Genomic DNA, 25,944 nt, shown 5'->3' with positions numbered 1-25,944 from the left:
TGAGAGTGTAAAGGATGTTAAACTATTGAGACATCAAGTCCACTAGTTGTACCTTTAACAATAATTTCATCAAACGTCTTATCATTAAGAATTGCATGCAATATTTCATGAGAAATCTTCGGAAGCAATGTATTTTCTATGGTTGTTTGTACCACACGCGCACCACTGCCAGACTCATTGCTATTGTCTACAATATCATTAATTAGTTCCTCATCAAAAAACAGGTCAGCGTTATAGTGCTTACGAATACGAGTCGTAATTTTATCCAACTTTAATTTTGTTATTTCTATCAATACTTTTCTTGATAGAGGCAAATAAGGTAATACGTTCACACGCCCTAAAAATGCAGGTTTAAAGTCGACCAACAAATCATCGCGTAAAGCATCTTTTAGTGCTGACGGCTCAGGAGATAAATCAGGATCAGAATACAAAGACATCGTCGTTTCGGTCCCTGTGTTCGCGGTCATAATAATAATAGTGTTTTTAAAGTCTATATCTCGACCTTCACCGTCTTTAATTGAGCCTTTATCAAACACCTGATAAAAAATATCTTGAACACCAGGGTGCGCTTTTTCCATTTCATCGAGGAGAATTACACTATAAGGTTTACGTCTAACAGCTTCAGTCAGTACACCTCCTTCTCCATAACCGACATAACCAGGAGGAGAACCTAATAGCAATGAGACTTTATGCTCTTCCTTAAATTCCGACATATTGATAGTCGTGACATTTTCTTCACTACCATAGACTTTCTCTGCAATCGCCAAAGCCGATTCGGTTTTACCCACTCCGCTTGGTCCGGTTAGGAGAAATACACCATTTGGTCGTGTCTCATCCGTGAGCTGCGCACTCGCGGTTTTTATCACTTCAGACATGAGCTCTAAAGCGTGATCCTGCCCGACAACTCGCTTACACAAACTTTCTTTCAAACCCAATACTGCTTGGATTTCATCATCCTGAAGTTTACCTAGCGGTATACCGGTCCAATCCGAAATAACTTCTGCGATTAGCGCTTCATTTACATGCGAAAAAACTAAGGGCTGTGAGTTAGCGGAAAGGTTATTTTCAAGCTCTTGTAACTTGTCTCTAGCAGTTTCAGAACCCTCCTGGATTATTTGGGTTCTAAGTGACTTAGCTTCATTTACCCATTCTTTTTCTTTTTCCCAAAGTACTTCTAATTCAATAATGTCATTAGATAGCGCATCAATCTCTTTTCGGACACCTTGCAGCTGCACATCAAGAGATGCTCCTAGCCGACTCTCTTGGCTAAGATGCTCATACTCAGCTTGCTTTGCTTTAAGTTTGTTTCTTTTCGCATCTAGGCCTCCCGGTGTAGATGACTGACTTAACGCAACTCGAGAACAGGCCGTATCCAAAACAGAAACCGCTTTATCTGGCAGTTGACGACCATTAATGTATCGAGCTGACAGTTGGACCGCTGCATTGAGAGCTTGGTTAGTGATATGAACATCGTGGTGTTGTGCCATTACATCAAGTAAGCCTCGTAACATTTCGATCGCGAGTTCAGGGGCAGGCTCATCAACCTTTACGACTTGAAAACGCCTAGTTAAAGCTGCATCTTTTTCAAAATACTTTTTATACTCTGCCCACGTTGTTGCTGCGATCGTTCTGAGTTCACCTCTCGCTAATGCTGGCTTCAGAATATTCGCCGCATCACCTTGGCCCGCTTGCCCACCACCGCCAATTAGGCCATGAGCTTCATCAATGAACAATATAATAGGCTGTGGAGCGTCGTTTACTTCCTTAACAAGGTTCTTAAGCCTGTTTTCAAACTCACCTTTCATGCCTGCGCCGGCTTGCAGTAACGCCAAATCCAGAGACTTAATTGCCACATTTTGCAGAGCGGGAGGTACATCGCCATCAATGATCTTTTGCGCCAAACCTTCAACAACGGCTGTTTTTCCAACACCAGCTTCTCCCGTAAGAATCGGGTTGTTTTGTCGGCGTCTTAATAAAATATCGATCATTAGGCGAATTTCATTATCTCTACCAATCACCGGATCTATTTTACCTTCCCTAGCTTGCTCAGTAAGGTCTGTTGTAAATTGATTCAAGGCGGAATTCGCGTTTGACTGCGCTAAGTCATTCGATCTTGATTGAGGCGCATTACTTTCTTTAAAGTTCAATAAGCGAGATGGTTCTATCTTGTTTAGTTCAGGACTAATCGAACCAGCCATGTTGACTAACGTATCATCAGACAAGTAGGCAAATAAAAGATGGATGCACCCCAACTGTTCTTGATTGAATTCAATGGTTGCAGACAACAAGGCATTTTGCATAACAGTCACAGTATGAGCTGATAGCCCAGGCACCGACTGGCATCCTGTTTTGTATTTTTCTAATGCCTTTTGAATATCGGTTTCAACCTTGATTTTATCGACATCAAATTCGTCAAAAACTTCAGAGTAAATATCGTCAGGATGGCGGATAATCATCATTAACCAGTGAGACATTTCAATACTGTGATGAGTTCGGGAGCTTGCCATCGCAGCTGCCTGTTCAAGTGTTTCCTTAGCCTGAGGAGACAATCTTTCGACCAACGCTGAAAGTGAGAGTGAAGCCATTACATTTCCTTTAAATAGTAATTGTTATAGTTCGATCTTTTGTACGTTCGTGTTTTTTAAGCACAGAACCAATACCTAACTGCCCCTGCTGTTTCGATAAACAAGCTTGTGGTAGCAAACTATGTTTGGTGGTGAGCTGCCACTTCAGTTGTTTATGTTTTCCAATCAACTCATAAGCAGCGTTCTTAATGATTGCTATATTGGGTTGGTTAGGAAGCAATTTACTAACTAGCTGTTTATCTTTTGGCAGAAATTCTATTGTTGTCCCCGCGTTGATGTTCCATGCTTTCGAACCCAAAGACGCTCCTAAACCAAGTTGAGCAAACTGCCCTTCAGGCATAGTTCGGGATGCAAGGCGTGTTTGCTCTTCTTTCGTAAGGTGTAACCATTGTCCTTGAAATTCATGAACTTTTACTTGGCATCCAGATAAACATTCAAGAATACTTTTCAGTCCACCTTTACTTCTCACTGGTGAAGCAAACACACCACCATAGTGCCGGGACAGTGAACTCCCTTTCCCAGTTAATGCCGATTTACAGCTTTCTAACGGCGAACGCGCGCCCTGCGCATGCGCACGAGACTGAACAGTCAGCTGACTCAGTTGCCAACATCGATAATAAAGAGATAATAAGCGATGATTGAAAATATCGTAGAAGTCCACCATAGCCGTATCGCCTTCTTTTTGGCGATGTAAAGCTAATTCACTATAGTGCTGGGGAAGCACACCTTGCTCACCCGTTAGGCCTATTAAATTGGTCTCAATCTCTAACTTGCTGTCATCTATATTTTTCAGTTCACAAAGCTGAGCATTTTCAAAACCTAATGATGGATTAACCTTTAAGTTTAGCTTTTCATGCTTCGGTAACGCATCTGTTCCTATTTGCGCCTCTGCTTGCAGAACTTCGTGTTCAATAAGATGAATCGCTTCAAACAATGGATGTTGCTTTAATTCTCGATAAAATTGTTCCGCGCTCATAGCAACACCTTATCGCCAGTTAATGCGGGCCATAGGTGGAAAGACTTTCCCGTGGACTTAATTCTTATTTCTAACTGCGTAAAAATGTTAATTTCAGCATATTGCGAGAAGTAAACAGATAAAACACTACCTAAGAGAAAGATCTGCTCTTTAGGTAAAATTTGATCAGAAACCGTCAAAATAATTTTTATACCGTGCGCAAATCCAACTTTGCCTTTCTGACTAATTCTTCCTGTAGTAGGCTCAAACTCTAACTTAGTTAAAGCATCGATTACCGCTTTCGTTTCTGCTGTCCCAGAAAATGCATAGAGATTAAGGGTCTGCTTCAAAGTTGCTAAACCATCTTCCTCGGTAAAATGGTTTAAAGTTAAAAGCTTAGTTAACTGCCATCGTGTGCTTTCATCCATTTCTGGCCGAATAGTTTCTGATAAAGAAACTAAACAACGAACAGATTCGAAATTGTCATTTACCTCCGGTAAAGATACTTGCGGCAGCCCACCTCCAAATGGAAGTTTCTGCGCTAAGTTGCGGTTACAGCACTCAGCTTCCACGTACATTAACCAGTTTTCCCGGCTATCCGGGCTGAACAATTGATGTTTTTTATCAACAAAAGAAATGTAAGTTTCTCTACCTGGCTCATCATACCCACCAGCCCAGTTCTTATCCTCACGTCTCATCAACCAATAAATCTCACTAGTGTTTGTATAATGCGTGTGCTCACCAGCGTGATAACATGGCAAATTGTGGTACGTTTTGTTCCAGTTTCTCAACGTTACGTCAGAAATTGAGACAACCTCATTACTTTCAGATTCTTGGTATTGCGGAGACAAGTGGTAATCGTATTCAGTTGGTAGAATACGCTTAGGCTCCATAATACTTTTAAATAAGTTGATTACAGGCACACAACCTACCATTAAGCTTTCTTCGTCCACTTGCTTTGGAAGCCAGTCATCGTTGGTATCAAAGTAAAAATACAGTTCGACTTGCTCTCCAAGATCTAGCTCAGATAATCCAAGTTCGGTGATATCAAAGAACATAAACTTCTCAGGAAAGTGCAAATACTCAACAAGTAATCTTGCTCCTGAAAAGCTTCTTTTACTGTATGGCACAACTTTCTCATCTTCTGAAAATCCTACTTCAGAAAGATGTCTTTTGGTTAAAGGACGAACTTCTTTGCCATCCACAACAACAGATAAACCAATTAGGTTTTGAAACAGCATTTGGTAGAGCTTAAAAGTCAATTGAGATTGACCGTTTAAATAGAAGCGCAGCCGTTCTATCCCCATTTCACCAAGAGGAGTCTCTTCATCTTGAGCCGTGAGCTGTACTTTCAAAACTGAATGAGCATTGCTTTCCCATCGTGAGCCAACTGGCTTGAAAGGCGCATTTTTAAAAACGCCAGAGGTCACATCAACAGGATACATTCTGACCGGATAACAAGTTCTAAACTCGCATTCATGATATCCAGTAGCACCGATAACAACTCGCTCGCCTTCTTCTACATCAAAATAAGAGGAAGTGGAGTTAGAACAGCTCATTTTAATGACTGACATTGACGGGATTGGGGCGTGAAAATCCGGATATAACTGTCCCATCAAAGACTCTGTAAACTGAGGGTAACTATTGTCTAAGCTTTGTCTAATCCTTGCTGTTAGAAATGCGCAGCCTTCTAACAATCTTTCTACGTGTGGATCGTCAACCTGTTCCTCACTAATACGAAGTCTCGCGGCAATCTTGGGATACTGCTCACCAAACTCTTGCCCTTTGTGACGCAAATAAGCTAACTCGCGATTATAGTACTTGAGAAACTCTTCACTCATTTTGCTCTACTCAGTTTCATACCTAAATTTACCGGCTCTACTTCAGAATTGAATCGCACTTCATGAATACTGTTATCAATTAAGCAAGTGGCATTTATCTGTAACCTCAATACCCTATCAATAGCGTTTTTCTCGTCCGAAATCTGGACATGAGGGTTCCTTAACCTCGGCTCAAACTCTTTAATTGCATCATGAACGATGTCGCAAAGCTGATTCTGCCCTTCTTGGCTGCTATAGGGCATTGAGGAAAAATCTGGCAGCCCATAGTTCAATATTGAATAACGAACCTCTAGAAGATCATCAGGAATATTTTTCCATCCAATACGACTATTCAGCATCGACTCTAGATCTCTAAGTAAGCTGCTCAACATCTGTTGCTGGCTTGCAGGGAAGTCTTTCTCATCTCGAGTGAGAGGATCACTATCTATCAATTTGTCGAGCAGAGAAACGGTTAACGACATGATATTTCTACGCTATTTGTTTCTGTTCTAATAATGTAGTCAAATCACAGATTGGAAGCGCTGAGTCACCGACTAACCAACATTTTTGACCCAAGCCAACAAAAGATTCTTGCTCACCAATCTGCTTCCAATCCGTTTCTCGACCTAACTTTTGCGCATCGGTCTCTGAGTCAACATATGTCAACGGCATATGGCCTTCGCCTTCACCAAGTCCATCGATATCAAACTCGACAGGTCGCCAAATACTCTCTAACAAAGAAGTAGGTGCTTTAACTTCTAGCGTATGGATGCTCGATATGGGTACAAGAAAATAGTTACCTGCTGTAGAAAACAGTTCAATGTAACCACCTAAACGATCATCAATATCTCTAGCATCTTCGTAGTTTGTGCCGTTTACGTTAAACCCTTTAATAGTGCGATGCTCTTCAATGCGATGCGATAGACGTGACGCTTCTTCGTACTCTTGATTTCCGAGAGCAAGATTAAATCGAACAAGCTCTTTAGTTAATTCCTCATCACCTAATACTTTGGCACTAGCCGCACCATTGATAAAATCCTTTCTAGCTTGAGCTGCTTTCACTAAATGTCGTAGCTGACTTGCACCAGGCAGATACTCAGGAAACAATTTAATCGATTGCATGAGCTGAGCGTCCGCACGCTCGAAGTCCCCATCAATGCAAAGAAGCTCAATGAAGGAACTTCTCAAGCTCGCATCTTTAGGGGTTGCTTTAATTTCATCAATTAATTGCTCTAGAGCGTGTTGCAATAGGCCTTGGGACAAAGCATTTTTCCATTGAGTCATTGTTATTTCCTTACACCATGTGCTCTGGTGATAATTCGGTAATTAATTTAATGCTAGATACCATTTGATCGAGTTGAAAATGCGGTCGCAAATGGATAACTGAGTAATAATGTCCAGGAGTTTCTCTTTTCTCTCGAACTGTAATTTTCGCTTCATTTAGGGGGTATTTAGCTCGAAGCTCATCAGACGCTTCATCTGATGCGGTAGTGTACTGATGTAACCAGCGTTGAAAGTCACGCTCTAGGCTTTCTGCGTCTTGATACCCACCAATTTTGTCACGCCCCATAACCTTGAGATAATGTGCGACTCGCGATACACACAATGTGTATTGCAACATCGATGTCAGTTTTGCATTCGTTGAAATATGCTTTTCTGCGTATTGTTTGGGCTTGTAGAGAGATACATTCGAGGTCATCCCTACCATATCAGTCTCAGGTATTGGAGAAATAGAAATAAAACCGCACTCAGACAATTCTTGTTCTTTTCTCTCAGTGATTTTCAAGTTTAACGGACATCTTTCACGATCATTCTTGCCATTAACACGCATCGTGCTCCTTGTAGGAGCGACGATAATACCCTGACTGTAATCGCCTTGTTTAATCCCTCGCATATGCGTGAACCAACCATGTTCCTGAAATGCTCTAATTGATACGGCAGCAAAACAGTACGCACTACTCCCCCACAGCAAATCTCGGTTGGAGTCGTAGATGTGTTCTTGAAAGTTGAATTTATCATTCCGCGAGCCATCACTTTTGTATGGCTGACGGAACAAGACGTTAGGTGCAGTCAAACCAATAAATTTAGCATCATCGTTGTCTCTCAAACTACGCCACTTTGCATAATCTTCCTGTTCAAATTGGGCTGCTATATCTCTTATCGCAGAGAGTTGAGCGAAACTATCAACACCAAACATCTCTGGCGACGCAGACATGATAAATGGGCTGAATGCTGCAGCTGCAGACTGAGAGATCTTACTCAACACAGACAGATCTCTATCAAAATAATTTTTACTAGGATCACAGCGAAGCTGATAATCTCCAACCACCACACCAAAGGGTTCTCCCCCTGCCGTGCCATATTCATTTTGATAGAGCAACTTAAATAGTGCTGATTGGTCAAACTCGATGGCTTTTAAAGCATCTTTACTGATTTCATTCCATGTCGCCGTTAAAACCTTAACTTTTACAGAATCCGATGAACGAGAATCAACCTGTTCACATAAATACCTAACTCCAACCCACCCCCTTTCGAGCTGTTGAAACTCAGGATGATGTAATATTTCATTGAGTTGAGATTCTAATAGCTCATCAATGCGGTTAATTGTGTTCATCACACTATGACGAAAGCTGTCCAAATCTCTTGAACGTGTACCTTCTAACCAAATTCGCGCTGACGCTACAAGATCAGAAGATTCATTGAATCGAGTCAACCACGGGCTATCAAGTTCAGCGTAGCCTCCGGTACTGAACTCATGTTTTAGCTTGCTAGGGTCGCGAAAGTTAAGTGACACTGCTAATTCCATCTAGAACATAAAGATTGGTCATGGCTGGCCTTTCGACCAGCCAATTCATTTCTTATCCACCTGACTGAGGGATCTTGGCCACAAGTCGCAAAGATGTCGTCAGTTCTTCCATTTGCAACCAAGGTTTCAGCCATGCTACGGCATTGTAAGAACCAGGTGCGCCAGGAATTTCCTTAACCTGAACACGAGCGTCTGCTAGAGGGTATTTCGCTCTGATCTCTTGACCACCGCCTTCAGAAGCATTGACGTAACCTAGGATCCAGCGGTTCAGCCAAGACTCAACGTCTTCTGCTTCCATAAAGCTACCAATTTTATCTCGAGCCATTACTTTCAAATAATGCGCAAAACGAGATGTTGCCATCATATAAGGTAGGCGGGCAGAAATGGCCGCATTGGCCGTTGCTTCAGGGGATTCATGGTTCGCTGGTTTTTGACAGGTTTGCGCACCAAAGAACACTGCATAGTTGGTGTTTTTGTAGTGACAAAGCGGTAAGAAACCAAGCTTACCAAGCTCCGCCTCACGTCTGTCGGTAATACCAATCTCTGTTGGGCACTTCATATCAGGGTCGCCATCATCACTCATGAAGAAATGCGTTGGCAAGTTATCCACTCGACCACCGCCTTCTGCACCACGGATGGCAGTACAAAATCCATATTTTGAAAATGCGTCGGTTAACTTAACACCAAGAACATACGAAGAGTTCATCCAACAGTAGTCGTTATGTTCAGCGTTAACAGCAATACCTGAAACAGGATCTACTTCGAACTCTTCAAACCCAAACTCTTCGACTGGAGCGGTAGCTTGTCCGTATGGCAAACGAGCAAGGACTTTTGGCATCGTCAGACTAACGAAGCGCGAATCGGCACTCTCGCGGAACGAACGCCATTGGGCGTATTCTAGTGATTCAAATACCTTATCTAGGTCGCGTGGTTTTGACAGCTCAGTCCACTCATCAAAGCCGAATAGTGCTGGTGAAGCCGCGGACAAGAATGGAGAGAAGCCAGAAGCCGCTACATTTGACATTAGGCGTAACGACTCAATATCTTCTGGGTGGTTGGTAAACTCATAGTCTCCAATCAATGCACCATACGGTTCACCACCAGCACTACCAAACTCAGACTCGTAAACCTTTTTAAAGATCTGGCTTTGATCAAACTCAACAGCTTTGCTCAAGTCTTTATGTAGCTCTTTCTTGGTCATGCTCATCATGCGAACTTTCAGAGTAGAGCTGGTCTCTGAATTCATCACTAGATAATTTAAGCCGCGCCAAGAACCTTCGAGTTTCTGTAATTCTGGGTGATGCATTACTTCAGACAACTGATCAGAAATCTGCCTATCGAGCAAATTAATCGCTTCACGAAAAGTTACTGTTAGGTTTTTGTTCCAAGTAACTGTCCCTTTCATTGCTTCTTCAGCGAGCGTTTTAATCAGCTCCTCAGCACGAGAAGCTTCGGTCTGCTTAGTCGCACCAATAGCTTGATCTAAGAATGAAGTTGTCTGTTCATTAACTGTTGGATCTAACTGTTTTTCAGCTTCAGTCGTCATTATTCCGCTCCTTCAGTACTGTCTGACTTCGCTTTCTTGTCAAGATCTAACTCGCCTGCAAGTCTTGCCAGATTGTCCGTATTGTTCAAAACATCCTCTAGGATATTTTCAAGCTCTTCTGAGCGGTCAACTTTTGTCATCAAATCACGCAGTTTATTACGCGTTTCCATCAATTGGCGTAGTGGATCAACTTGATTTACGATCGCAGCAGGCTCAAAGTCTTGCATTGATTTAAAGTTTAAATCGACCTCAAACTGTGAATCGTCATTCGCAAGCTTATTCGCAACTTTAAACTTCACCGATGGATTCATTTTTTTGAGTACATCGTCAAAGTTATCTCGATCGATCTGAATAAAACGGCGGTCTTTTAATGGCTTCAACGCTTCTGTGTTTTGACCAGCGAAATCACCCATTACACCTACAACAAAAGGCAGTTCTTTCTTAAGAGTTGTACCTTCAGTTTCAACATCATAGGTAATGTGGACACGAGGCTTCCGTACTCGTGATAGTTTCGAGTGGATACTCGTCATACCATTCTCCCTTTATTAATTTTCATTTTGTTCTGCTATGCCAACCAAACGGAAGTAGCTTTTCTTTGCATCCCCGTCGGAGATAAGTTCCGCCAGTAACTCCGGCAGAGGCATCCCACACCAACGAATGATCTGTTCGATGGAGTAAGAAACTGGTGAGTGAGGTTCACTCTCTCGGAAGAAATCAGCTACTTGCTGCAATTGTCTAATTGCCTGCTCTCGTGATTTCATGTTTGTCGCTAATAATGCATCACAACTTTGTGAACTTAACGGTTGTTCAGAAGAAGATTCATCAAGATCCTCTAGCTCTTCAATCACTGCTTGTGGTTGATTAAAACGATCTCCAAGAAGGTGCCTTAATGCCGAGTGTATTGATTCAAGTCTTTTTGATATATAAGAACTAGGAGTCACATCACCGACCGCTTCATCTAATCGCTGACTGAATTCATTAAATGATTCCGTAGCGAACTCCAAATCCGTGATTAATTCTCGATAAAACGTATCAGAAGTCGACTTAACCGTAGTTATAATTTCAGATAGCTCAACAGCCCCAAGCTCGACTCGATTTCGGCGCTTATCTTCGTCTAAGCGCTCAAGCTCTATAGCTTGCTGATATTCCCAATAGGCATAAGCTTGCTCCACGCCTAAGTCAGTCAATGGTATACAAGCAATTGGAAAAATAAGTGTTCCTTCACTATCGATACCATTGAGGCCAATAATCGCCGATATTCTTGTCTCAATACCATCTTCATCAGGCATTGGGTACAGATCATCCCAAAAGTTCTCAATTAAACTGGTTGCGAGTTTGTAGCCAACGCCCATACCACGAAAACCATACAATCGAGTTAGGGCTTCTATAAGCCAGGCAACAAATTCCAAATCTTTAGACTGATTCGTGAGTATTTCTGGGACATCTTCAATAAATACTCGCCATAAATTACTGTGGGTATAGATACTTTCTTCTTCTATAAGAGCATTACGTTCAGCGTTGCGGGCGGCCATACGCTGATCTTTCAACCGATAGTAAGCAGACTGTGGTGATACATCCTCTCTAGGATCAACACCTGTAGGATTTTCTTGAGATATAGGAGCCAACGCTTGTTCATACCAATCAAACATTTCATTACTCATAAGCTCTCCCTCTTAGAAAGACAGGTATTGTCGCGTCTTCTCTAGCTACTGTTTCGCACTCCGTTTGCGCTTGGCGAACTTTGATCAAAGCACAAGTTACGTTATCACTTGCGCCCCGAACCAAAGCCGAATGCATGAGCGCTAATCCAGCTTGGTTGACTGAGTCTGCATACAATGTCCGATGAATTTCATCACTCGTAAGTTCCTTAGAGAGTCCATCGCTACAGAGTAGAAACTGATCGCCGTCAGCCAACTGCCCTGAAACTTGATCAATAGTGACACTTTCGTCGACCCCAACAGCTCTGGTAATAACATTTGCAAGAGGGTGAGATTCGGCATCTTCAAATGCCAATAAGCCCTGATCCACTAAGTCCATGACTTGACTATGATCACGTGTTTTTTGGACAAAATTACCACTTCTAAGCTGGTAAATTCGGCTATCCCCCACCCAAAGACAGTGGTAATACCCATCCTGAATAAACAACAAAACAAGTGTTGTTCCCATCGTTTTACCGTCTAAGTGATTTTGTGCGTATTGGTAAATTTCTAAGTTCGCTTCTTGAACCACTCTTCGGATATCATCGATATTAGTATTGGAGACATCCTGCATGTGGCGCGCGACTCTATCCACTAGCATCTGGCTTGCTATATCGCCAGCACTGTGTCCACCCATTCCATCGGCAACCACCCAAATATGCTGCTCTGTCATATCCAACAGAGCATCCTCGTTATAAGGGCGTACTTTTCCTGCGTGCGATTTAGCAAAGGTAAAATAGTTCCAATTCATTCTTCTATCCTACCAATTCCACTTTTTCCAGCCGCCATCAAGCATGGCTGAAAACTGACCAATTGAAGGAAATCCACTAGTAATGAACATGCATGGTTCAACCTTCGTTGAACCTTCAGTCCACCAAAAACATGGTTTACTCAATCTTTCTTTAATGAGGTAATTCAAAAGCGTATTTTGATCAGTATTGCCGTGATCATGAAAAACTGTAGATATTTGGCTTTGATAAAGAAACTCTAGAGGCCTAACTTCACTTGTTACATTCGCAACGAGGTCATTTTTTTCTTGAGTACTCTTATGCCAAACATCAAAGACAAAGTCGTCCTCAAGTACTGAAAGAGCAAGAGCGGCACTGTCCTCTGTCCAAGCTCTGTCACCCCAATATTGCGCAGCTTCACCTTTTACGGCACGAGCTATAGTAAAGAAAAAGTATCTACCGCATGCATCAACACTAGGAATCATGCTACCAATGTAGGTTGAGTCTTCTAAATAGCTAATATCCAAAGCAAAGTGCCACACAGGAGCCGTTAAAAAGTGCTCATTCCAGCTTTCACCCAGTTGTTCCCTGCTGACTGCAATAACCGCCTGTTGCCAATCATGCCAACGCTCCGAGAAATCTTGTGATAAACCATCTTTCACAAAGTCCCCTTTTGCAGGCATTTTACCGATATAGCCCCAGCCTGATGTTATAAGGTTCGTGGACATCTGAACCTCTCCATTTCATTTGACCAAAACGGATTAATGGCACTAGAAGGAATAAGCTCTAGCTGCACCTTATTTCCCTTTAAATCAATCATAACTATATTGTCTTTACGCGATTCTGGCCTTGCTTTAAGTGATTGATCCAAAAGCTTGAATATGCCCCACTCACCTTCATAGGTATGCGCAATTTCGCGTTTAGATTCAGGTGGTGTGAACACAATTCGAGTCTGATCTTGACCGGCAGGCCAACTCAACGATTTAGCTCTTGCTGGTCCATGCTTATAAACCAAATCTTGTCCACCCAACTCTAAGACAAATCGAGTAATGTGCTGGTCTAGATAAACAGGCTTCATCCCAAACTCTACGCGTAAGGAATTATCAGATTCAAAGAAAGACTGCCTGATACGTTGCGCTCTTTGAAAGACCATTAGTGTTTCTGGACGAACTCCAATTTCCTTTTCTAATCGCCAACGACTTTTCGAAGTATCCACAAACGGTTCGAGGTATTCTTGGAAGAATGCGTCAAGCGTGCCTCCATAACCAAAGAATCGCTTAAAGTCTTTCAATCTGACTTCTCTGCTCGCATTGGGCTCGAATGGATATCTGCCAGCAATAGTCCGCTGATAAGGGCGCACCACTTGTGTTACCCAAAGTTGATTTAGATGATCCTTCGAACCGCTCTCCGCAAACTTGACCGACTCTTGAGAAAGCTCACCTAGCCATTGATTAAATGGTCTCGGCAAAAGTTCTTTAGCACGAGCAAAGGAAGCTGCGACATCTTGTGTAACGGTTCCATCTAAAATACTTTTGTAGGCAATTTTCTGATTGTTACCAGAGCTTGATAAGTCACTTAAATACGAACGCAAGTTAACCATTGCTTGTTGAATATCATCAAAGTCTTGCTCACCAAGGCGTAAGATCTCTGAAAAATGCGATTCGACTTCTTTACCTGGCAGAGCAACATTGAAACCGTTTTCTTCAGGTAAATACATGTCTAGTCTATCTGCCGTATTTGAAAACTTAACTTTGGCAACTTTACCAGCAACTTCAGAAGCGGCTTTTTGATTTTCTGACAATGATACTTTTGATAGAGCAACCTCTTTTTGGATTGCTCTCAACAAAGATTCGATTGGTCTTTCAACTCCAGATAAAACCCTCGCTTGCTCTGTCGCAAGTTCTAGGCTCGGAGCCTGCTTCAATTGAATATCTTCGATCAACGTTTTCCATTCATTAACATAATCTTGATAGTATCGAGACTGAACGCCTTGGATGGCACTATCTTGATCAATTTCATGGGCCTTAAGATCGTCACCATAAACCCAGTTCTCTTCCATTAGGCTTTTTACTGTACGGTTGATCTGAATCTGAAAAATGCTATGAAAACCATTGTACGTGTAGAAACCCGAAATGCCTTGTGATAGCGGTTTTCCACTAGCTCGCTCGAACTGCTCAAGCCCTTTAGGTCCCAATACATCAGTCAAGCGAAATGAAGGTACATGACTATTAGAAAATTGTATTTTCATTCGCTGATAAGCACGTTCAGGTAGAGACATTTGAGTCAACACTTCTCGAGCACTCGTCACAGCAGCAGTGTTGTAAGTAAAGCCTTGTCCATCGTTGCCTAATAAATATTGAGTGTGCTGTAGCAAGCGTCTTCTTAAGTCTGCGTTTAGCTCACCCGGATATTGACGTTCGAAATAAAAGTTAAACCAAGCCAACACTTCATCTTGTTGATATTTGTCTGGATTGAATAACATCAAATACGTTTTTAACGTTTCGTACAAATACTCACGGTGCTGTTGATTGCTCTCCATTTCTGACACCAAGCTATCAAGAAGCAGAGGGGCGTAATATTGGGTCAAAGCATCAGAATATGCATTATTTGCCGCCTGAGACACTTTGTCTCCCTGATAGAGACCAAACCTCTTTACAGAGTCGGCATCACCGTAGTCGCTTTGCTTTCCGAGAGGAAGCGTCATCAACCTATCTAATGTTTCTACAGCTGAAACAATATCTGCTTCAAAATCTAAACTTTGAGCGCCAATCATTGCATCAATATGGCTAGCTTGTTCATTGGTGTCGACAATTAACTGTGAGTTCCACTTATAACTCATAAACCAAAGCGAAGAAGCTCCGAGCAGTAGCGTTGTACACCCAATGTAAACACCTCGACGCATCCAACCTGACTGCTTTTGATAGTGACGATTAACTGTTCCTAACAGTTGCTCTTTGAAAATAACCTTGTCAAAAAGATTCTTTACGAAATAACTATGAGAACCAGTCTGACTCTTTGCTAGAGCTAATCGATTTAACCCAAGTCCATTGGTTGATTCATTCATCAGCTTATCGACTGGTAAGCCTTCTTGAACCGAACTCAACATAAACACACCACGAATCAAGGCAGGCTCTTCAAAACTGTTTTGTGCAAAAATTTCAGCTAAAAACTCGTCAAGATTAGCTTGTAGCACTCTTAATTGCTTTGGAAATTCAAAGATAAGCGCGCGTTTATCTAAATCGTCCTCTGTTTCAAGTATTCTAAGCATACGGGCATCAAGGCGCTCCAACATGCCATGAAATTCTTTGTTGAATAGAGAAATAACGCCTCTTTCATCATCCACTTCACGAGGGAACATGAAACCAAATAATTCCTCTCGCTCTCCCTTACTTAAATCGGCAAAAAACTCATTGAAACCGGCAACTAAATCCATTTTGGTGAGCAATACGTAAATCGGAAACTGCATGCCTAACTGGTTTTTCAGTTCTTGAAGTCTCGACTTAATTGCTCGAGCATGAAGACTTCGCTCGGTTCGAGTCTGAGACATCACGCTGGCTAAACTTATCGTAACAATCGCACCATTAATTGGTCTTTGCGTTCTATACTTTTTCAACAATCCTAAGAAACCATGCCACGCTTTAGAGTCGACCTTTTCTTGACTGTCTTGTGTCGTATACCGGCCAGCCGTATCTATAAGAACTGCTTTATTTGCAAACCACCAATCACAGTGGCGAGTGCCACCTACACCGGCAATAGAGTCAGAGCCAAGGCTGTCTCCTAATGGAAACTCTAACCCCGACTGCTTTAATACGGTTGTTTTCCCCGTTCCAGGAGGGCCAATCAACACATACCACGGTAAGTCATACAAGCTTCTCTTGCCTTTGTGTGTTTTCGTCACTACTTTGACAGCTTGCTCAATACGCTCGCGCATTAAGTCAATTTCACTTGCCGCTTCTTTATCTGATAGGCTATCAACCTCAAGCAACGTTTGAATACTTTCGTCTTCTTTCACCTTTTGCTTATGCTGCTTGGTAACGTTAAATATCGCCCAAAGCAACACCAACACTAGAATAGTGACTAGCCGTTGAAAGTCACTCTTTAGGGGCTCATATCCCGCTATCGCAATAAGTGGACCAACAACCCAAATGAAAATAGAACAAGCAGCGACACCGATAAGACCGAGAAACCATCTTTGAGTAAATATTCTGCCAATTTCTTTAATACGCATCTCTATCTACCTATTATTAATTCGCGACAAGAAGGTCGATTTCAATCCGGCGGTTAATAGCTCGGTTTTCATCACTACTGTTTTCAACTAATGGTCTTGCATCCCCCAATCCCTCGGGTATCACTCGCCCTTCTAATGCACTATTCGAGATCAGTTGTTCAGACATAGCAGTGGCTCGAGCTAATGATAGGTGCCAGTTCGAGGGATATTTACTCGTGAAAATAGGCCTATCGTCGGTGTGACCAGTAACAATGATCTTGCCTTGGGTCGACTCCAATGTTCTCGCAAGCTTAGACATAACGGGTTGGATGTAAGCGACAACATCAGCACTACCTGATTCAAATAGATCTTGAGACTTTAACGAAATTCTTACCCTGTCTTGCAGCGGCTCAACATTGATTAGCCCCTTACCGATCTCAGTTGCTAGATACATTGAAATCTTTTCTGCAATTGGCGCTGATTTTGATTCTGACGTTGCATCTTGGTTAAGTTGTTGCGGTTGAATCAAATTGACTAATTGAGAAAAGGTGCGATTGGATGCCTTATTTAGCTCATAGCTAAAATACATATATATGCAGACCAATAATGCCGCCGTTACAGAACATACAACCCAAAGAGGGGCTCTATCAGAAGCCTTTGAGCCATTCAAAATGTGTTGGTCGATACTATTACTTAGCTCCTGAGGGACTCCTCTCCCATAAGACTTAAGAGTAGCAATAACCTGTCTTCTCAATTTCCGGTGCGATTCCAGTCCATTTTTTTCTAAACGGTATTGACCCAGAAACCCGAGAGATAAGCACACATACATTAGTTCAAGCAAATCTAAGTTCGCATCTGGTTTCGCCATGCACTTATCAAGATGCTTAAAAAACGCTTCCCCACCTTGACTGCTAGCATAGAAGGAGCTAAGTAATGAATCGTGACTCCAGAATGAATGCCCACCCCAATTGGTGTTAAGGACAACTTCATCTAGTGAACAGCATAAACAATAACGAGCTGTATCAATGGTATCCAAATCAACGTCATGCTGACGTAATCGGTTCTCATAATCTCTAAGCTTTTGTGCCAATGTCTCTTTTAGAAACAACGGATCGGAATGAGTCGCTGTCGACCGAATTTGACCGATAATAGATAACAGGCCATTCGCCTCTGCTAGTAGAGAGTTACTCCCATAAGCGACCACTGAATCATTGTTCACCAATTCAGGGCTTTTTGAGATAACTACGGTATTATCCACAAACTTTTCTGATTGTGGTTTCGATGCGGGTGCTCTTCCACCCGGTGTTGGTTTTACTATCGTTTGTTCCATACAGAGCGCGCCTATTGATTAATACTCCAAAGCTCAAGTTCAGCATTAGGAAAATGCCCTGATAGGTGAAGCGCAATACCGCCACTATCTTTTAGCCTCATCCAAAATGGCCCTTTCTTGACAACTTCGAAATAGACATAGCCCGTTTGGTAAGGAATCTGTCTCGGGACGACACTCAACGGCACTACGTTTATACCGTTGATCTGATTATTAATTAGATCGCGAATCTGTTCTGCCGGGCCAAACTTGAGTTGCGCTGGGACCAGGCGTCTTATTTCATCTGTTGTGGTATCTGCTTTAATTGCTAGCACAAATTGGCATGACTCAAGCAAGCGTTTATCTGGAAGCGGCGTCACTTGAATACCGTATTGGCGAGGCTCCAACGGAAGTTTGGTCGCAGTTTGGTCAAGAACAACACTGAGGTACTGACTGAGTATCTGATTCAACTCGCTATAAACACTTGATACATCTAAGTGATCATACGCAAGCAAACTTGGGACTCTTTTAGTTTTATTAGAAAAAGTGGCTAACTCACCAATGTAACCTTTAAGTGTCGTCGCTAATTCCAGTGGATGTAACCTATCTAACTCACTGAAATGCTTTAACTTCGCCTCATATCGGTTCAACATTTGGAGCATGATGAAATCAACAGCAGATGCCGATGCAGATTTGCCCTTAATCAAGCGCTGCGCAATAACGTCAGCACGCATCTTTGTCATCGCGATAACGTTACGTAGATAAGCTGACATAACTTTATCGCTCAGGAGATTGATAAGCGGAGGAACGTACTCATCGTCTAGTATAACTTCCCCTTCAGGAGTTACCTCTTTGATCCTTAAGATAGGTAACTCCACATAACCCGCTAATTTGTCATTACTCGCTTTCAACTCAAGGTTGAGGGCTGCAACTTGGATGGTTTCTTCATCTTGTCCTGTAAGGTTATCTATCACGTCGATATCTTGAAGTACATAACGAGAGACGATCGATTCGCTTACATCCGAAACGTTTTTACCTGTAACACTTGAAAGAGGGAGAGTTATTTTTACTAACGTATTTTCAGTGTTTTTATCAATAAGTAGAGGCGAAACTGAATCGTTGGATATTAACGTATTAACCAACGTCATATCCGGCAAAACAGCTTCAAGATGCTCAAGTTCAATAAGACCATCTTTTAGCGCGTGTTTTTTTACTCGACATTTGCAAACTCCCCAATTGTAAACCCCACCTAACTGATGTAAGCCTTTGAATTCTTGAGAGGTTGCGCGTTCTTGTTGTTGGAAGTGCTGGGGACGTAAAAACATTCCCTCGCACCAAGCCGTCTTGGAGTATTGCGTCATTTATAATTAGCCAACTAAACGTTATTTAACGACCAAAGACAGATCTTCTAACAATACTTGATATGTGTTGTAACCGGTCTTATCCACTTTAATGACTTGTCGCCAATTTGAGTTTTCAATATCTCGAAACGCTACGACAATGCCTAAATATTCTGTCTTTGGAGACATACTTGCTTGATATGTTTCTTTCTGACCTGGAGTTAATGAAACTTCATATTTATTCACTAAATCAGGTCCTAAGACTTTTTCACTTTCTTCATAAATAGAAAAAAAGTCCTGGCTTTCGAAAATGGTATTTGACGTTAATTCAAATACATACACCACTACAGGAGAAGGCCTGCCGTTTGAATCAGGATTAATGTTATGACTTGCTGCTATTTCTAAATCTGAGTATGGATCAACAACTAGGTTCGCTGCTGAGCACCCAAATAAAGCCATTGAAATTAATAACAAAATATATTGGTAAAACTTTTTCATCACCCTAATTCCTAGCCTTTGTTTTTTAATGCTAATTCATAGTGCTTAGCGAAGTCTTCTAAATAGAACGGAGACTCTTTATTGATAATATCATCGGATAACTTTTCATGAATATCCTCAAACCTCTTCCAACTTTGAGCATATTTTCTAGCTGGAATAACCTTATTAATAACCGTGTCTTTCGCTAAAGCATCTGAGTATATAGAAGTAGGTTCAACAAGTGACATAACACTCGAAACCGTACCTTCAACACCTTTCATTAAGGCTTGCTCATGACTTTCGATGTCATTAAATGCTTCTTTAATGGCTGCATTTGGCTTTAAGAAGCTAGCCGTTTGACGGTTATATAAGTTATGAATCGCATCTTCTAAGTTTGCAGAAAACTTTAAAGGGTTATTTTCTGACTTACGAAATGCGGTATGACTAAGTCGATTTGTTTGCTTAAACACTGCTCTGTTATGCAGTGTTTCCATTAAACCAACTAGCATCAAAGAAAATGACTCCCCCAGTTGTTCAAACCATTCCTCTCGGTTATCGCTGGGAATCATCATTGGATCTATACCCACCCCTCTAACAAAAGCCGCAAGTTCACCCCCATTGGTATCAAAGTTGGGAGTCGATAGGTGTTCTGATTGTCGGTTAACTTTCGGTAAAGTTTCAGATACGGTGCTCTGTTTTTTGGGCTTTGGGATATCAATAAAATCATCGACTAAACCAATATCTAGCTGAAAGTCAGAAGGAACACTTTCGTTTAAGAGTTCACTAGCACTAAGGCCTAGGTCAACAAATTCCTCTTCCGATGGACTTGAGACTACTTCAGGGGGGGCGCTAGAAAGACTTTTACTTGTCTCAAGGCTGAATACATCTGTATCTGTTTGAACAGAAACTGAAATTTGATAATCCCCTAAGCTAACCATATCGTCATTGCTTAGTGCTATTTCATTTCCTTGACCCACAGGAGTTACAGCATTATTTACAAAAGTACCATTCGTTGAGAGGTCTTTTATCAAGTATTTGTCACCAAACTTAATCAGTTCTCCGTGGGTTCCGGATACCACTCTTTCAGGATCTGGTAGTGTCCAATCACATTGTTCAGACCTACCAAATGTAACCTTGGCATGTTCATCACTTGATTCAAACACGAACTCACTCTCAATCTCTGGAGTAAATTTGTGAAAACTTGTTATGGTTAAAACCAACTTCATGTAAACCTCGCCAAAGACCTGCTAGATATTATTTTTAATTTTATTATTAACCGCTTTCTTATTAACAGTAAGATTAATAAAAACCTTAATACTGCCATTGAAAATCATGCACGGAATAATGAATCATTTTTTTATCAAAGCAATCACGTATTGTTCAACAATTTTAATTATCCAACCAAGTTCAAATTTTTGACACTTAGACTTTCATCAATAAAAAAACGAATGTTAGTTTGGCCGAGAAATTCTAACATAATGACTTTTCATTGAGCAGAAAGGTATATATTCCCCCATCATTTATACGGAGTTCTTGTGATGGAAGACAGTAATAAAAACAATTCTATAAATAACGAAGAAAGCGGAGATAAAACTAAAATTGTAAAGACTCAAAAACGAGACAATGCAATTAAAACAACTAAACTCACTAATAATGAAACCTCCGTTAAAAATAAAAATGAAACAAATACAAAACTGTCTCAAAAAGAAAACACTCCGTTAGTTAATAAGAAAAAAAACAATAAAGATGACTCATTAAATAATAACAAAGATGTTATTAACGAAAGCTTAATAGGAACGACCGTTAAAAATCGGTATGAAATTGAGTCGGTTATTGGGCATGGTGGGCTTTGCGATGTTTACTTAGCTAAAGATAAGATTCTTGAATCTTCAGGTTCAGAAACACCCTACGTTGCGTTAAAAATATTACAGAAAGAGTTTGCTTCTCAACCAGAGACTGCACGCATGTTAATACGTGAAGCTCAACAAACTCAAAGGTTAAGCCACCCTAATATCATTAGGGTTTTTGATTTTGGTGTTGATGGCGAAATATACTTTTTAGTTATGGAGTATATTAACGGAGAAACATTAGAGAGTTTAATACAGCGTTCTAGGCCCCATGGGCTGAAGTTTAATGCAACTTTATCAATCCTAAATCAGGTACTCGATGCACTCTCATATGCTCACTCTCTTGGTGTAGTGCACGCCGACCTAAAGCCCGCTAATGTGATTTTAACGTCTGAGGGTAACGTTAAACTGCTTGATTTTGGTGTATCTAAAACTCATCAATTAAAGCAGGATCAATATGCGGCTAAACGTAAATCCGAAAATGTTGAAACGCTTGGTTATACTCCCAACTATGCATCACTCAACCTGTTATCCGGTAAGGAACCGAACTTAAGCGACGATATGTTTGCTCTATTTTGTATTGCTTACGAGTTATTGAGTTGCAAACACCCTTACGCAAGAACTCCAGTTAATGAAGCTCTCAAAAAGAAGATCAAGGTCTCTAAACCAACTAACATGCCTGCATCTAAGTGGCCAATATTTTCAAGCGTATTTTCAACTGGCATCATTCCGTACGAGCTGACCCCTGAGCAGTTGAAACGCAAATTGAATATGCGCTATTGGCCTATTGCTAGCGGCGCGGCAGCGAGTATATTATTAGTTAGCGGCATTGTATTTGGTTATCAGCAGCAACAAGAAACCATCGCAACTTTGGAAACCGTTATTAGCAAGCAAAATGATCAAATTGCCGGACAAGAGTGGCAGCTTGATACGCCAGCAGAAAAAAGTTTGGCACTGATTGATAGTGAAAAAAGCTTACATCCAGTCGTTAAGGCTGGCTTATTACGCTTACACAAGACCTATATTCTCAGCGAGTTTGAATCTGAAATTGATCAGGTTTTGAATTCTGATGCCAACAACTACCCGAATTATGATGAAATTGAGTCCATACTTGATAAAGCAAAAACCTACTACCCTGACTCACATAAAATAGAAGTTCTTGCCTTAGATATTCAGTCAAGCAAGCACTCCACGTTACTTTCGATAGCAAGGCAAATCAACAGTCAACTTGAAAAGTCTCGGTACAGTAAAGAAGACGGCAATAAATCCATCTATGAGCTCAAGGATGAGTTAAATCAGATTCATCAAGGTTATCCTTTCACGCCAAGTTCGTTATCTAGCGATGTTTTCGGTCAGCACCTCACTGAAGCACTCCAAAAGAAAGACGCAGCTGCACTTGTTGCTCTTATTAAGGTTGGGAACACCTTCTTTTCAAACGTAGAAGAGCATCAAGAGAACTTACAGATAAGTAATGCGATGAAAGATGCAGTGCTGGAAATGAAATTATATGAGACAGCGCTAGATTCCAACAGCCCTCTACCGTTTCCAGAAGATGCCGCTAGAATCCTGTTCCAAGAAGAGTTTGAAAACTTTTATTCTCGCCTAGAAAAGGCAAGGACGACAACTCATCTCGATAACTTGGTGAAGGATGTGGATCTGTTCTCGAAAAACTTTCCTATTGGTTTTCAGGATGTTAACGATTTAAGATTCAAAACTGCTGATAAATACTTACGCTTCTCCGATATACTACTTAATAAGCGAAGGACTTCAAGCGCAAGACGCGCTATGAAGAAAGCCAACGAGCTTATGAAGCAAATAGAACAGGACTCTAAGCAAAGCTAGTAATACAAAAGGGACGCGAGTCCCTTTTTTGCCGCAGATTACTTGCCAATATGCAACTAGATTGCTAGTTTATACTTGTACTTAATGAGGAGAGTTAGCCTTGACTGAAGGAATAGTCAAAGTTGGCGAACGTCTGGCGTCCGTATGTAACGATAGCCTTAAACTAGGACTGCAAGACACTTACCGACTCGGCGTTTTACGTGGAAACGTCCCCTTTGCTACTTGTGTTAAAAACACGCGAGTTGAAGTTTTTTCATCCCTACATTTCGACCATTGCCGTTTGGAACATTTCGACCATTGCCGTTTGGATATAAGTCAAAATATCTTTAACAATGACTTTCTTTTTGTAAGTTTATCTCAAGCGACAAGCAAACTATTTCTGCTCAAATACTGGTTATGCCATTCATACCTTCGGCTAAGCCTTCATTATCCGAAACATTCCTCTACCTCAACGTTTAATAGGGGTATACATGATTAATTTTGATGTTCTCAATACATACATGGATAACGACGTAGATCTCATCGTCACTGTTTTTTCTACATACCTTGAAGATCACACGAGTGATATAGAGCGTATAGATGAGCTATATGCAAGCAGATGTTGGTCAGAACTCTATCTATTAGCTCATAGTTTAAAGGGCATTCTAGAGAGTTTCGGAGAAGACACCGCGGTCATTGCGTTTCAAAGAATAGAAGAAAAAACCAGAAACGATACAGCGCCAGATAGCTCAGATATAGCTATAGTTACTAAAGAGCTAGCTGCAATTAATCAACAAATCTTCGCTTACTTGAAGAATATGCAATAAAGAAATTCAAGGCTTAACTGGGGGAAATATGGCAATGAATAATAGCAATTTCAGGGAGTTGATTGAGTCTCTCAAAGACCTAACACCAACTCAAAAAAGGTACTTACTTAGCCGTACAAAGATGGCGCTAGATGATGAAAGTAATATGTTAAACATCAGTGATATTCTAACACCAGAAGAGTTGGAGGCGTTACTATCACCGGCACCAACAACGAATACAAAATAACAATGATATACAACGCAACCGTCAGATTAACGCTAGGGACCAAGTGAAGGAAATCGACTTTGCTTGGTTGTTAGTTTCTCTCCCTATTCCTTTTCACTACAACAAACGTATTGTTTTCGAAACCTTTTTCCAATTTAAACAGGTCAGATAATTGAGCGACTAACATCAGTCCGCGACCAGAGGAGGACCAACTATCGTCATCCATTAAGTTAGGTGCCTCAATCTGTTTGTTTTTATGTTGGATGAACGTCTTTTCATTGATCGGCGCTCCGCAATCAGAGACTCTCAGTTCCACGAAACCGGACACTTGGTCATCCCCAACCCTACACTCCACTTCAATTGGCAGGCCTTCTATTTCACTGTAAGAATGAATATAAGCGTTATTCATGAGCTCAACGACACAAAGCTCCAATGATTGAATTGCATTTAAGGGGATTTGATGACCCATCAAAAACCGAACAACGTCTTTGCTCGCACTTCGTGAGTGAGTAAGGGAGCTCCCGTAAGTTCGTTTAAATTCGCTCTTTGACATTCTTTTCCTTAAATCGAGCCTCTCACCATGCCATTTTACCTGTAAAAGGCTGGCATCATCATCAAACTCATCTTCGCTATGCCAAGATTGTACTTTTTTAAAGACGTCTCCCACTTGGTCTTCAACTGTCAGCGTGCAAACAGCTTTTATACTCGATGCCAATCGTTGTAGTGAAAACATCTCCTCACCCTGCCTCGCTTCAATCAAACCATCCGAATAAAGCCACAATGCATCGCCCTCATCCAGACTAATTTGGTTACCGATATATTCCATCGGCTGCATTGCACCAACGATAAAGTTATCGTCACCTATCTGTTCCATCGTTTTCGTACTCGCTCGCCAAACTAAGATCCTGGGGTGGCCAGCCGTGCAATAGCTAAGTCGCCCTGATTTTGTGTTAAGAATGGCGTAAGCCATAGTAAAGTAAAGTTGACTGTTTCTAGTTTGCTGATAACGCCGATTTAGCCGTTCAATCACAGATGCAGGCTCACTTACGCAATAGCCGTCATCTCTCAACTCCATCGTGATCGAATCAGGCCCCTGACTTTGAGATAGCGTCTGTTGAATAGAAAAAGCCATCAAAGCTGAAGAAATACCATGACCAGAAACATCAAATACATAAAACGCAACATGTTGTTCATCGAGCTCCAAATACCCCAACATATCACCACCAATCTGGGAGCATGGTTTGTAGACATAACTAAACTGTATATTTTGGATAGTTGATTCAGCAGGGAGTAGTTGCTCCATCAGATGACTAGCAGACTGTAGGTCTTGGTGAATTGTTTGATAGGCCGCATCTAGCTCTTTATTTCTCTCAACGAGTTTGTTGTGCAGTTCTAAAGTACGAAACCCCGCACGGATTCTGGCCTGAAGTTCCTCTACAGACGTCTTCTTATCTACGAAATCATCTGCGCCAGCATCAATGCCTTTCACGATCGAACTTTGGTCATTTCTAGAAGACAGTAGAACAAAGAAAATGTAACGTTCGCTAACTTTAGATTTTAATTGGCGACACAATTCAATACCATTAATTCCAGGCATCATTAAATCACTCAGCACAAACTGAATATCAGGGCGGTGGGTTAGCACCTCAAGCGCCGCTCTTCCGTCTTCAACTGCAACCACTTCATAGCCCTGCTTTTCCAATGCACTGCTGATGTAAAGCAGTACTGTTTTACTATCATCGACCAAAAGAATGGGTTTCATCTTCCTCCTTAATAC

General features: G+C 41.4%; 20 protein-coding genes. 3 read left to right on the top strand and 17 right to left on the bottom strand.

What is annotated here, in order from left to right; genetic code table 11:
• Positions 1-17: 17 nt before the first annotated feature.
• The 16 genes from tssH to tagH are packed head-to-tail and all read right to left on the bottom strand — an operon-like array spanning position 18 to position 20,693.
• Positions 18-2,585 carry a type VI secretion system ATPase TssH gene (gene tssH / locus R7E51_RS14760; RefSeq protein WP_017820212.1) on the bottom strand — a complete coding sequence of 856 codons (2,568 nt, stop codon included), beginning with the start codon at positions 2,583-2,585 and terminating at the stop codon, positions 18-20.
• A gap of 10 nt (positions 2,586-2,595) precedes the next feature.
• Positions 2,596-3,561, bottom strand: coding sequence for a type VI secretion system baseplate subunit TssG (gene tssG, locus R7E51_RS14755; protein WP_005375963.1), 966 nt, complete (start codon positions 3,559-3,561; stop codon positions 2,596-2,598).
• On the bottom strand, positions 3,558-5,381 hold the full coding sequence (tssF, locus tag R7E51_RS14750) for a type VI secretion system baseplate subunit TssF (RefSeq protein ID WP_017820213.1): 1,824 nt from the start codon (positions 5,379-5,381) through the stop codon (positions 3,558-3,560). Before tssF ends, tssG begins: the two co-directional genes overlap by 4 nt.
• Positions 5,378-5,842: a type VI secretion system baseplate subunit TssE gene (tssE, locus tag R7E51_RS14745; RefSeq protein WP_017635621.1), complete on the bottom strand. Its 465-nt coding sequence runs from the start codon at positions 5,840-5,842 to the stop codon at positions 5,378-5,380. The genes tssF and tssE overlap by 4 nt, the downstream gene beginning before the upstream one ends.
• A gap of 7 nt (positions 5,843-5,849) precedes the next feature.
• Positions 5,850-6,644, bottom strand: coding sequence for a type VI secretion system accessory protein TagJ (locus R7E51_RS14740; protein WP_017635622.1), 795 nt, complete (start codon positions 6,642-6,644; stop codon positions 5,850-5,852).
• Positions 6,645-6,654: 10 nt separating this feature from the next.
• On the bottom strand, positions 6,655-8,166 hold the full coding sequence (tssC, locus tag R7E51_RS14735) for a type VI secretion system contractile sheath large subunit (protein ID WP_167416003.1): 1,512 nt from the start codon (positions 8,164-8,166) through the stop codon (positions 6,655-6,657).
• Positions 8,167-8,218: 52 nt separating this feature from the next.
• Positions 8,219-9,712 carry a type VI secretion system contractile sheath large subunit gene (gene tssC, locus R7E51_RS14730; RefSeq protein WP_005375950.1) on the bottom strand — a complete coding sequence of 498 codons (1,494 nt, stop codon included), beginning with the start codon at positions 9,710-9,712 and terminating at the stop codon, positions 8,219-8,221.
• Positions 9,712-10,242 carry a type VI secretion system contractile sheath small subunit gene (gene tssB / locus R7E51_RS14725; protein WP_005387524.1) on the bottom strand — a complete coding sequence of 177 codons (531 nt, stop codon included), beginning with the start codon at positions 10,240-10,242 and terminating at the stop codon, positions 9,712-9,714. Before tssB ends, tssC (R7E51_RS14730) begins: the two co-directional genes overlap by 1 nt.
• A gap of 15 nt (positions 10,243-10,257) precedes the next feature.
• Complete coding sequence (tssA, locus tag R7E51_RS14720; protein WP_017820217.1) at positions 10,258-11,373, bottom strand: type VI secretion system protein TssA; 1,116 nt, start codon at positions 11,371-11,373, stop codon at positions 10,258-10,260.
• Positions 11,366-12,160 (bottom strand): PP2C family protein-serine/threonine phosphatase, encoded by a 795-nt coding sequence (locus tag R7E51_RS14715; RefSeq protein ID WP_017820218.1) that lies wholly within the window; start codon positions 12,158-12,160, stop codon positions 11,366-11,368. Before R7E51_RS14715 ends, tssA begins: the two co-directional genes overlap by 8 nt.
• 9 nt (positions 12,161-12,169) lie before the next feature.
• The gene (gene tagF / locus R7E51_RS14710) at positions 12,170-12,865 is read right to left on the bottom strand and encodes a type VI secretion system-associated protein TagF (RefSeq protein WP_017820219.1); all 696 of its coding nucleotides are present in this window, start codon (positions 12,863-12,865) and stop codon (positions 12,170-12,172) included.
• Positions 12,847-16,365, bottom strand: a complete 3,519-nt coding sequence (gene tssM / locus R7E51_RS14705; RefSeq protein WP_017820220.1) for a type VI secretion system membrane subunit TssM — start codon at positions 16,363-16,365, stop codon at positions 12,847-12,849. Before tssM ends, tagF begins: the two co-directional genes overlap by 19 nt.
• Before the next feature lie 16 nt (positions 16,366-16,381).
• Positions 16,382-17,674 (bottom strand): type VI secretion system protein TssL, long form, encoded by a 1,293-nt coding sequence (gene tssL / locus R7E51_RS14700; protein WP_206957561.1) that lies wholly within the window; start codon positions 17,672-17,674, stop codon positions 16,382-16,384.
• 11 nt (positions 17,675-17,685) lie between these two features.
• Positions 17,686-19,011, bottom strand: coding sequence for a type VI secretion system baseplate subunit TssK (tssK, locus tag R7E51_RS14695; RefSeq protein WP_080659252.1), 1,326 nt, complete (start codon positions 19,009-19,011; stop codon positions 17,686-17,688).
• Positions 19,012-19,032: 21 nt separating this feature from the next.
• Positions 19,033-19,488, bottom strand: a complete 456-nt coding sequence (gene tssJ, locus R7E51_RS14690; RefSeq protein WP_017820223.1) for a type VI secretion system lipoprotein TssJ — start codon at positions 19,486-19,488, stop codon at positions 19,033-19,035.
• An 11-nt stretch (positions 19,489-19,499) separates the two neighbouring features.
• Positions 19,500-20,693 carry a type VI secretion system-associated FHA domain protein TagH gene (gene tagH / locus R7E51_RS14685; protein WP_017820224.1) on the bottom strand — a complete coding sequence of 398 codons (1,194 nt, stop codon included), beginning with the start codon at positions 20,691-20,693 and terminating at the stop codon, positions 19,500-19,502.
• Between the two features lie 312 nt (positions 20,694-21,005).
• On the opposite strand from tagH, the gene R7E51_RS14680 reads away from it, so the two are divergent.
• The 3 genes from R7E51_RS14680 (at position 21,006) to R7E51_RS14670 (ending at position 24,188) form a co-directional block, all read left to right on the top strand.
• Positions 21,006-23,156: a serine/threonine-protein kinase gene (locus R7E51_RS14680; protein ID WP_017820225.1), complete on the top strand. Its 2,151-nt coding sequence runs from the start codon at positions 21,006-21,008 to the stop codon at positions 23,154-23,156.
• Positions 23,157-23,626: 470 nt separating this feature from the next.
• Positions 23,627-23,962, top strand: a complete 336-nt coding sequence (locus tag R7E51_RS14675) for an Hpt domain-containing protein (RefSeq protein WP_017820226.1) — start codon at positions 23,627-23,629, stop codon at positions 23,960-23,962.
• Positions 23,963-23,996: 34 nt separating this feature from the next.
• A complete protein-coding gene (locus R7E51_RS14670; protein ID WP_025767706.1) occupies positions 23,997-24,188 on the top strand; it encodes a hypothetical protein in 192 nt (63 codons plus the stop codon).
• A 70-nt stretch (positions 24,189-24,258) separates the two neighbouring features.
• On the opposite strand, the gene R7E51_RS14665 is transcribed toward R7E51_RS14670, so the two are convergent.
• On the bottom strand, positions 24,259-25,929 hold the full coding sequence (locus R7E51_RS14665) for a SpoIIE family protein phosphatase (RefSeq protein WP_017820227.1): 1,671 nt from the start codon (positions 25,927-25,929) through the stop codon (positions 24,259-24,261).
• Positions 25,930-25,944: the final 15 nt, after the last annotated feature.

Source organism: Vibrio sp. Vb1166, assembly GCF_033338695.1.
Taxonomy (GTDB): Bacteria; Pseudomonadota; Gammaproteobacteria; order Enterobacterales; family Vibrionaceae; genus Vibrio; species Vibrio alginolyticus.
Note: the sequence above shows the minus strand (reverse complement) of the source record. Positions and strands in the feature narration are given on the sequence as shown.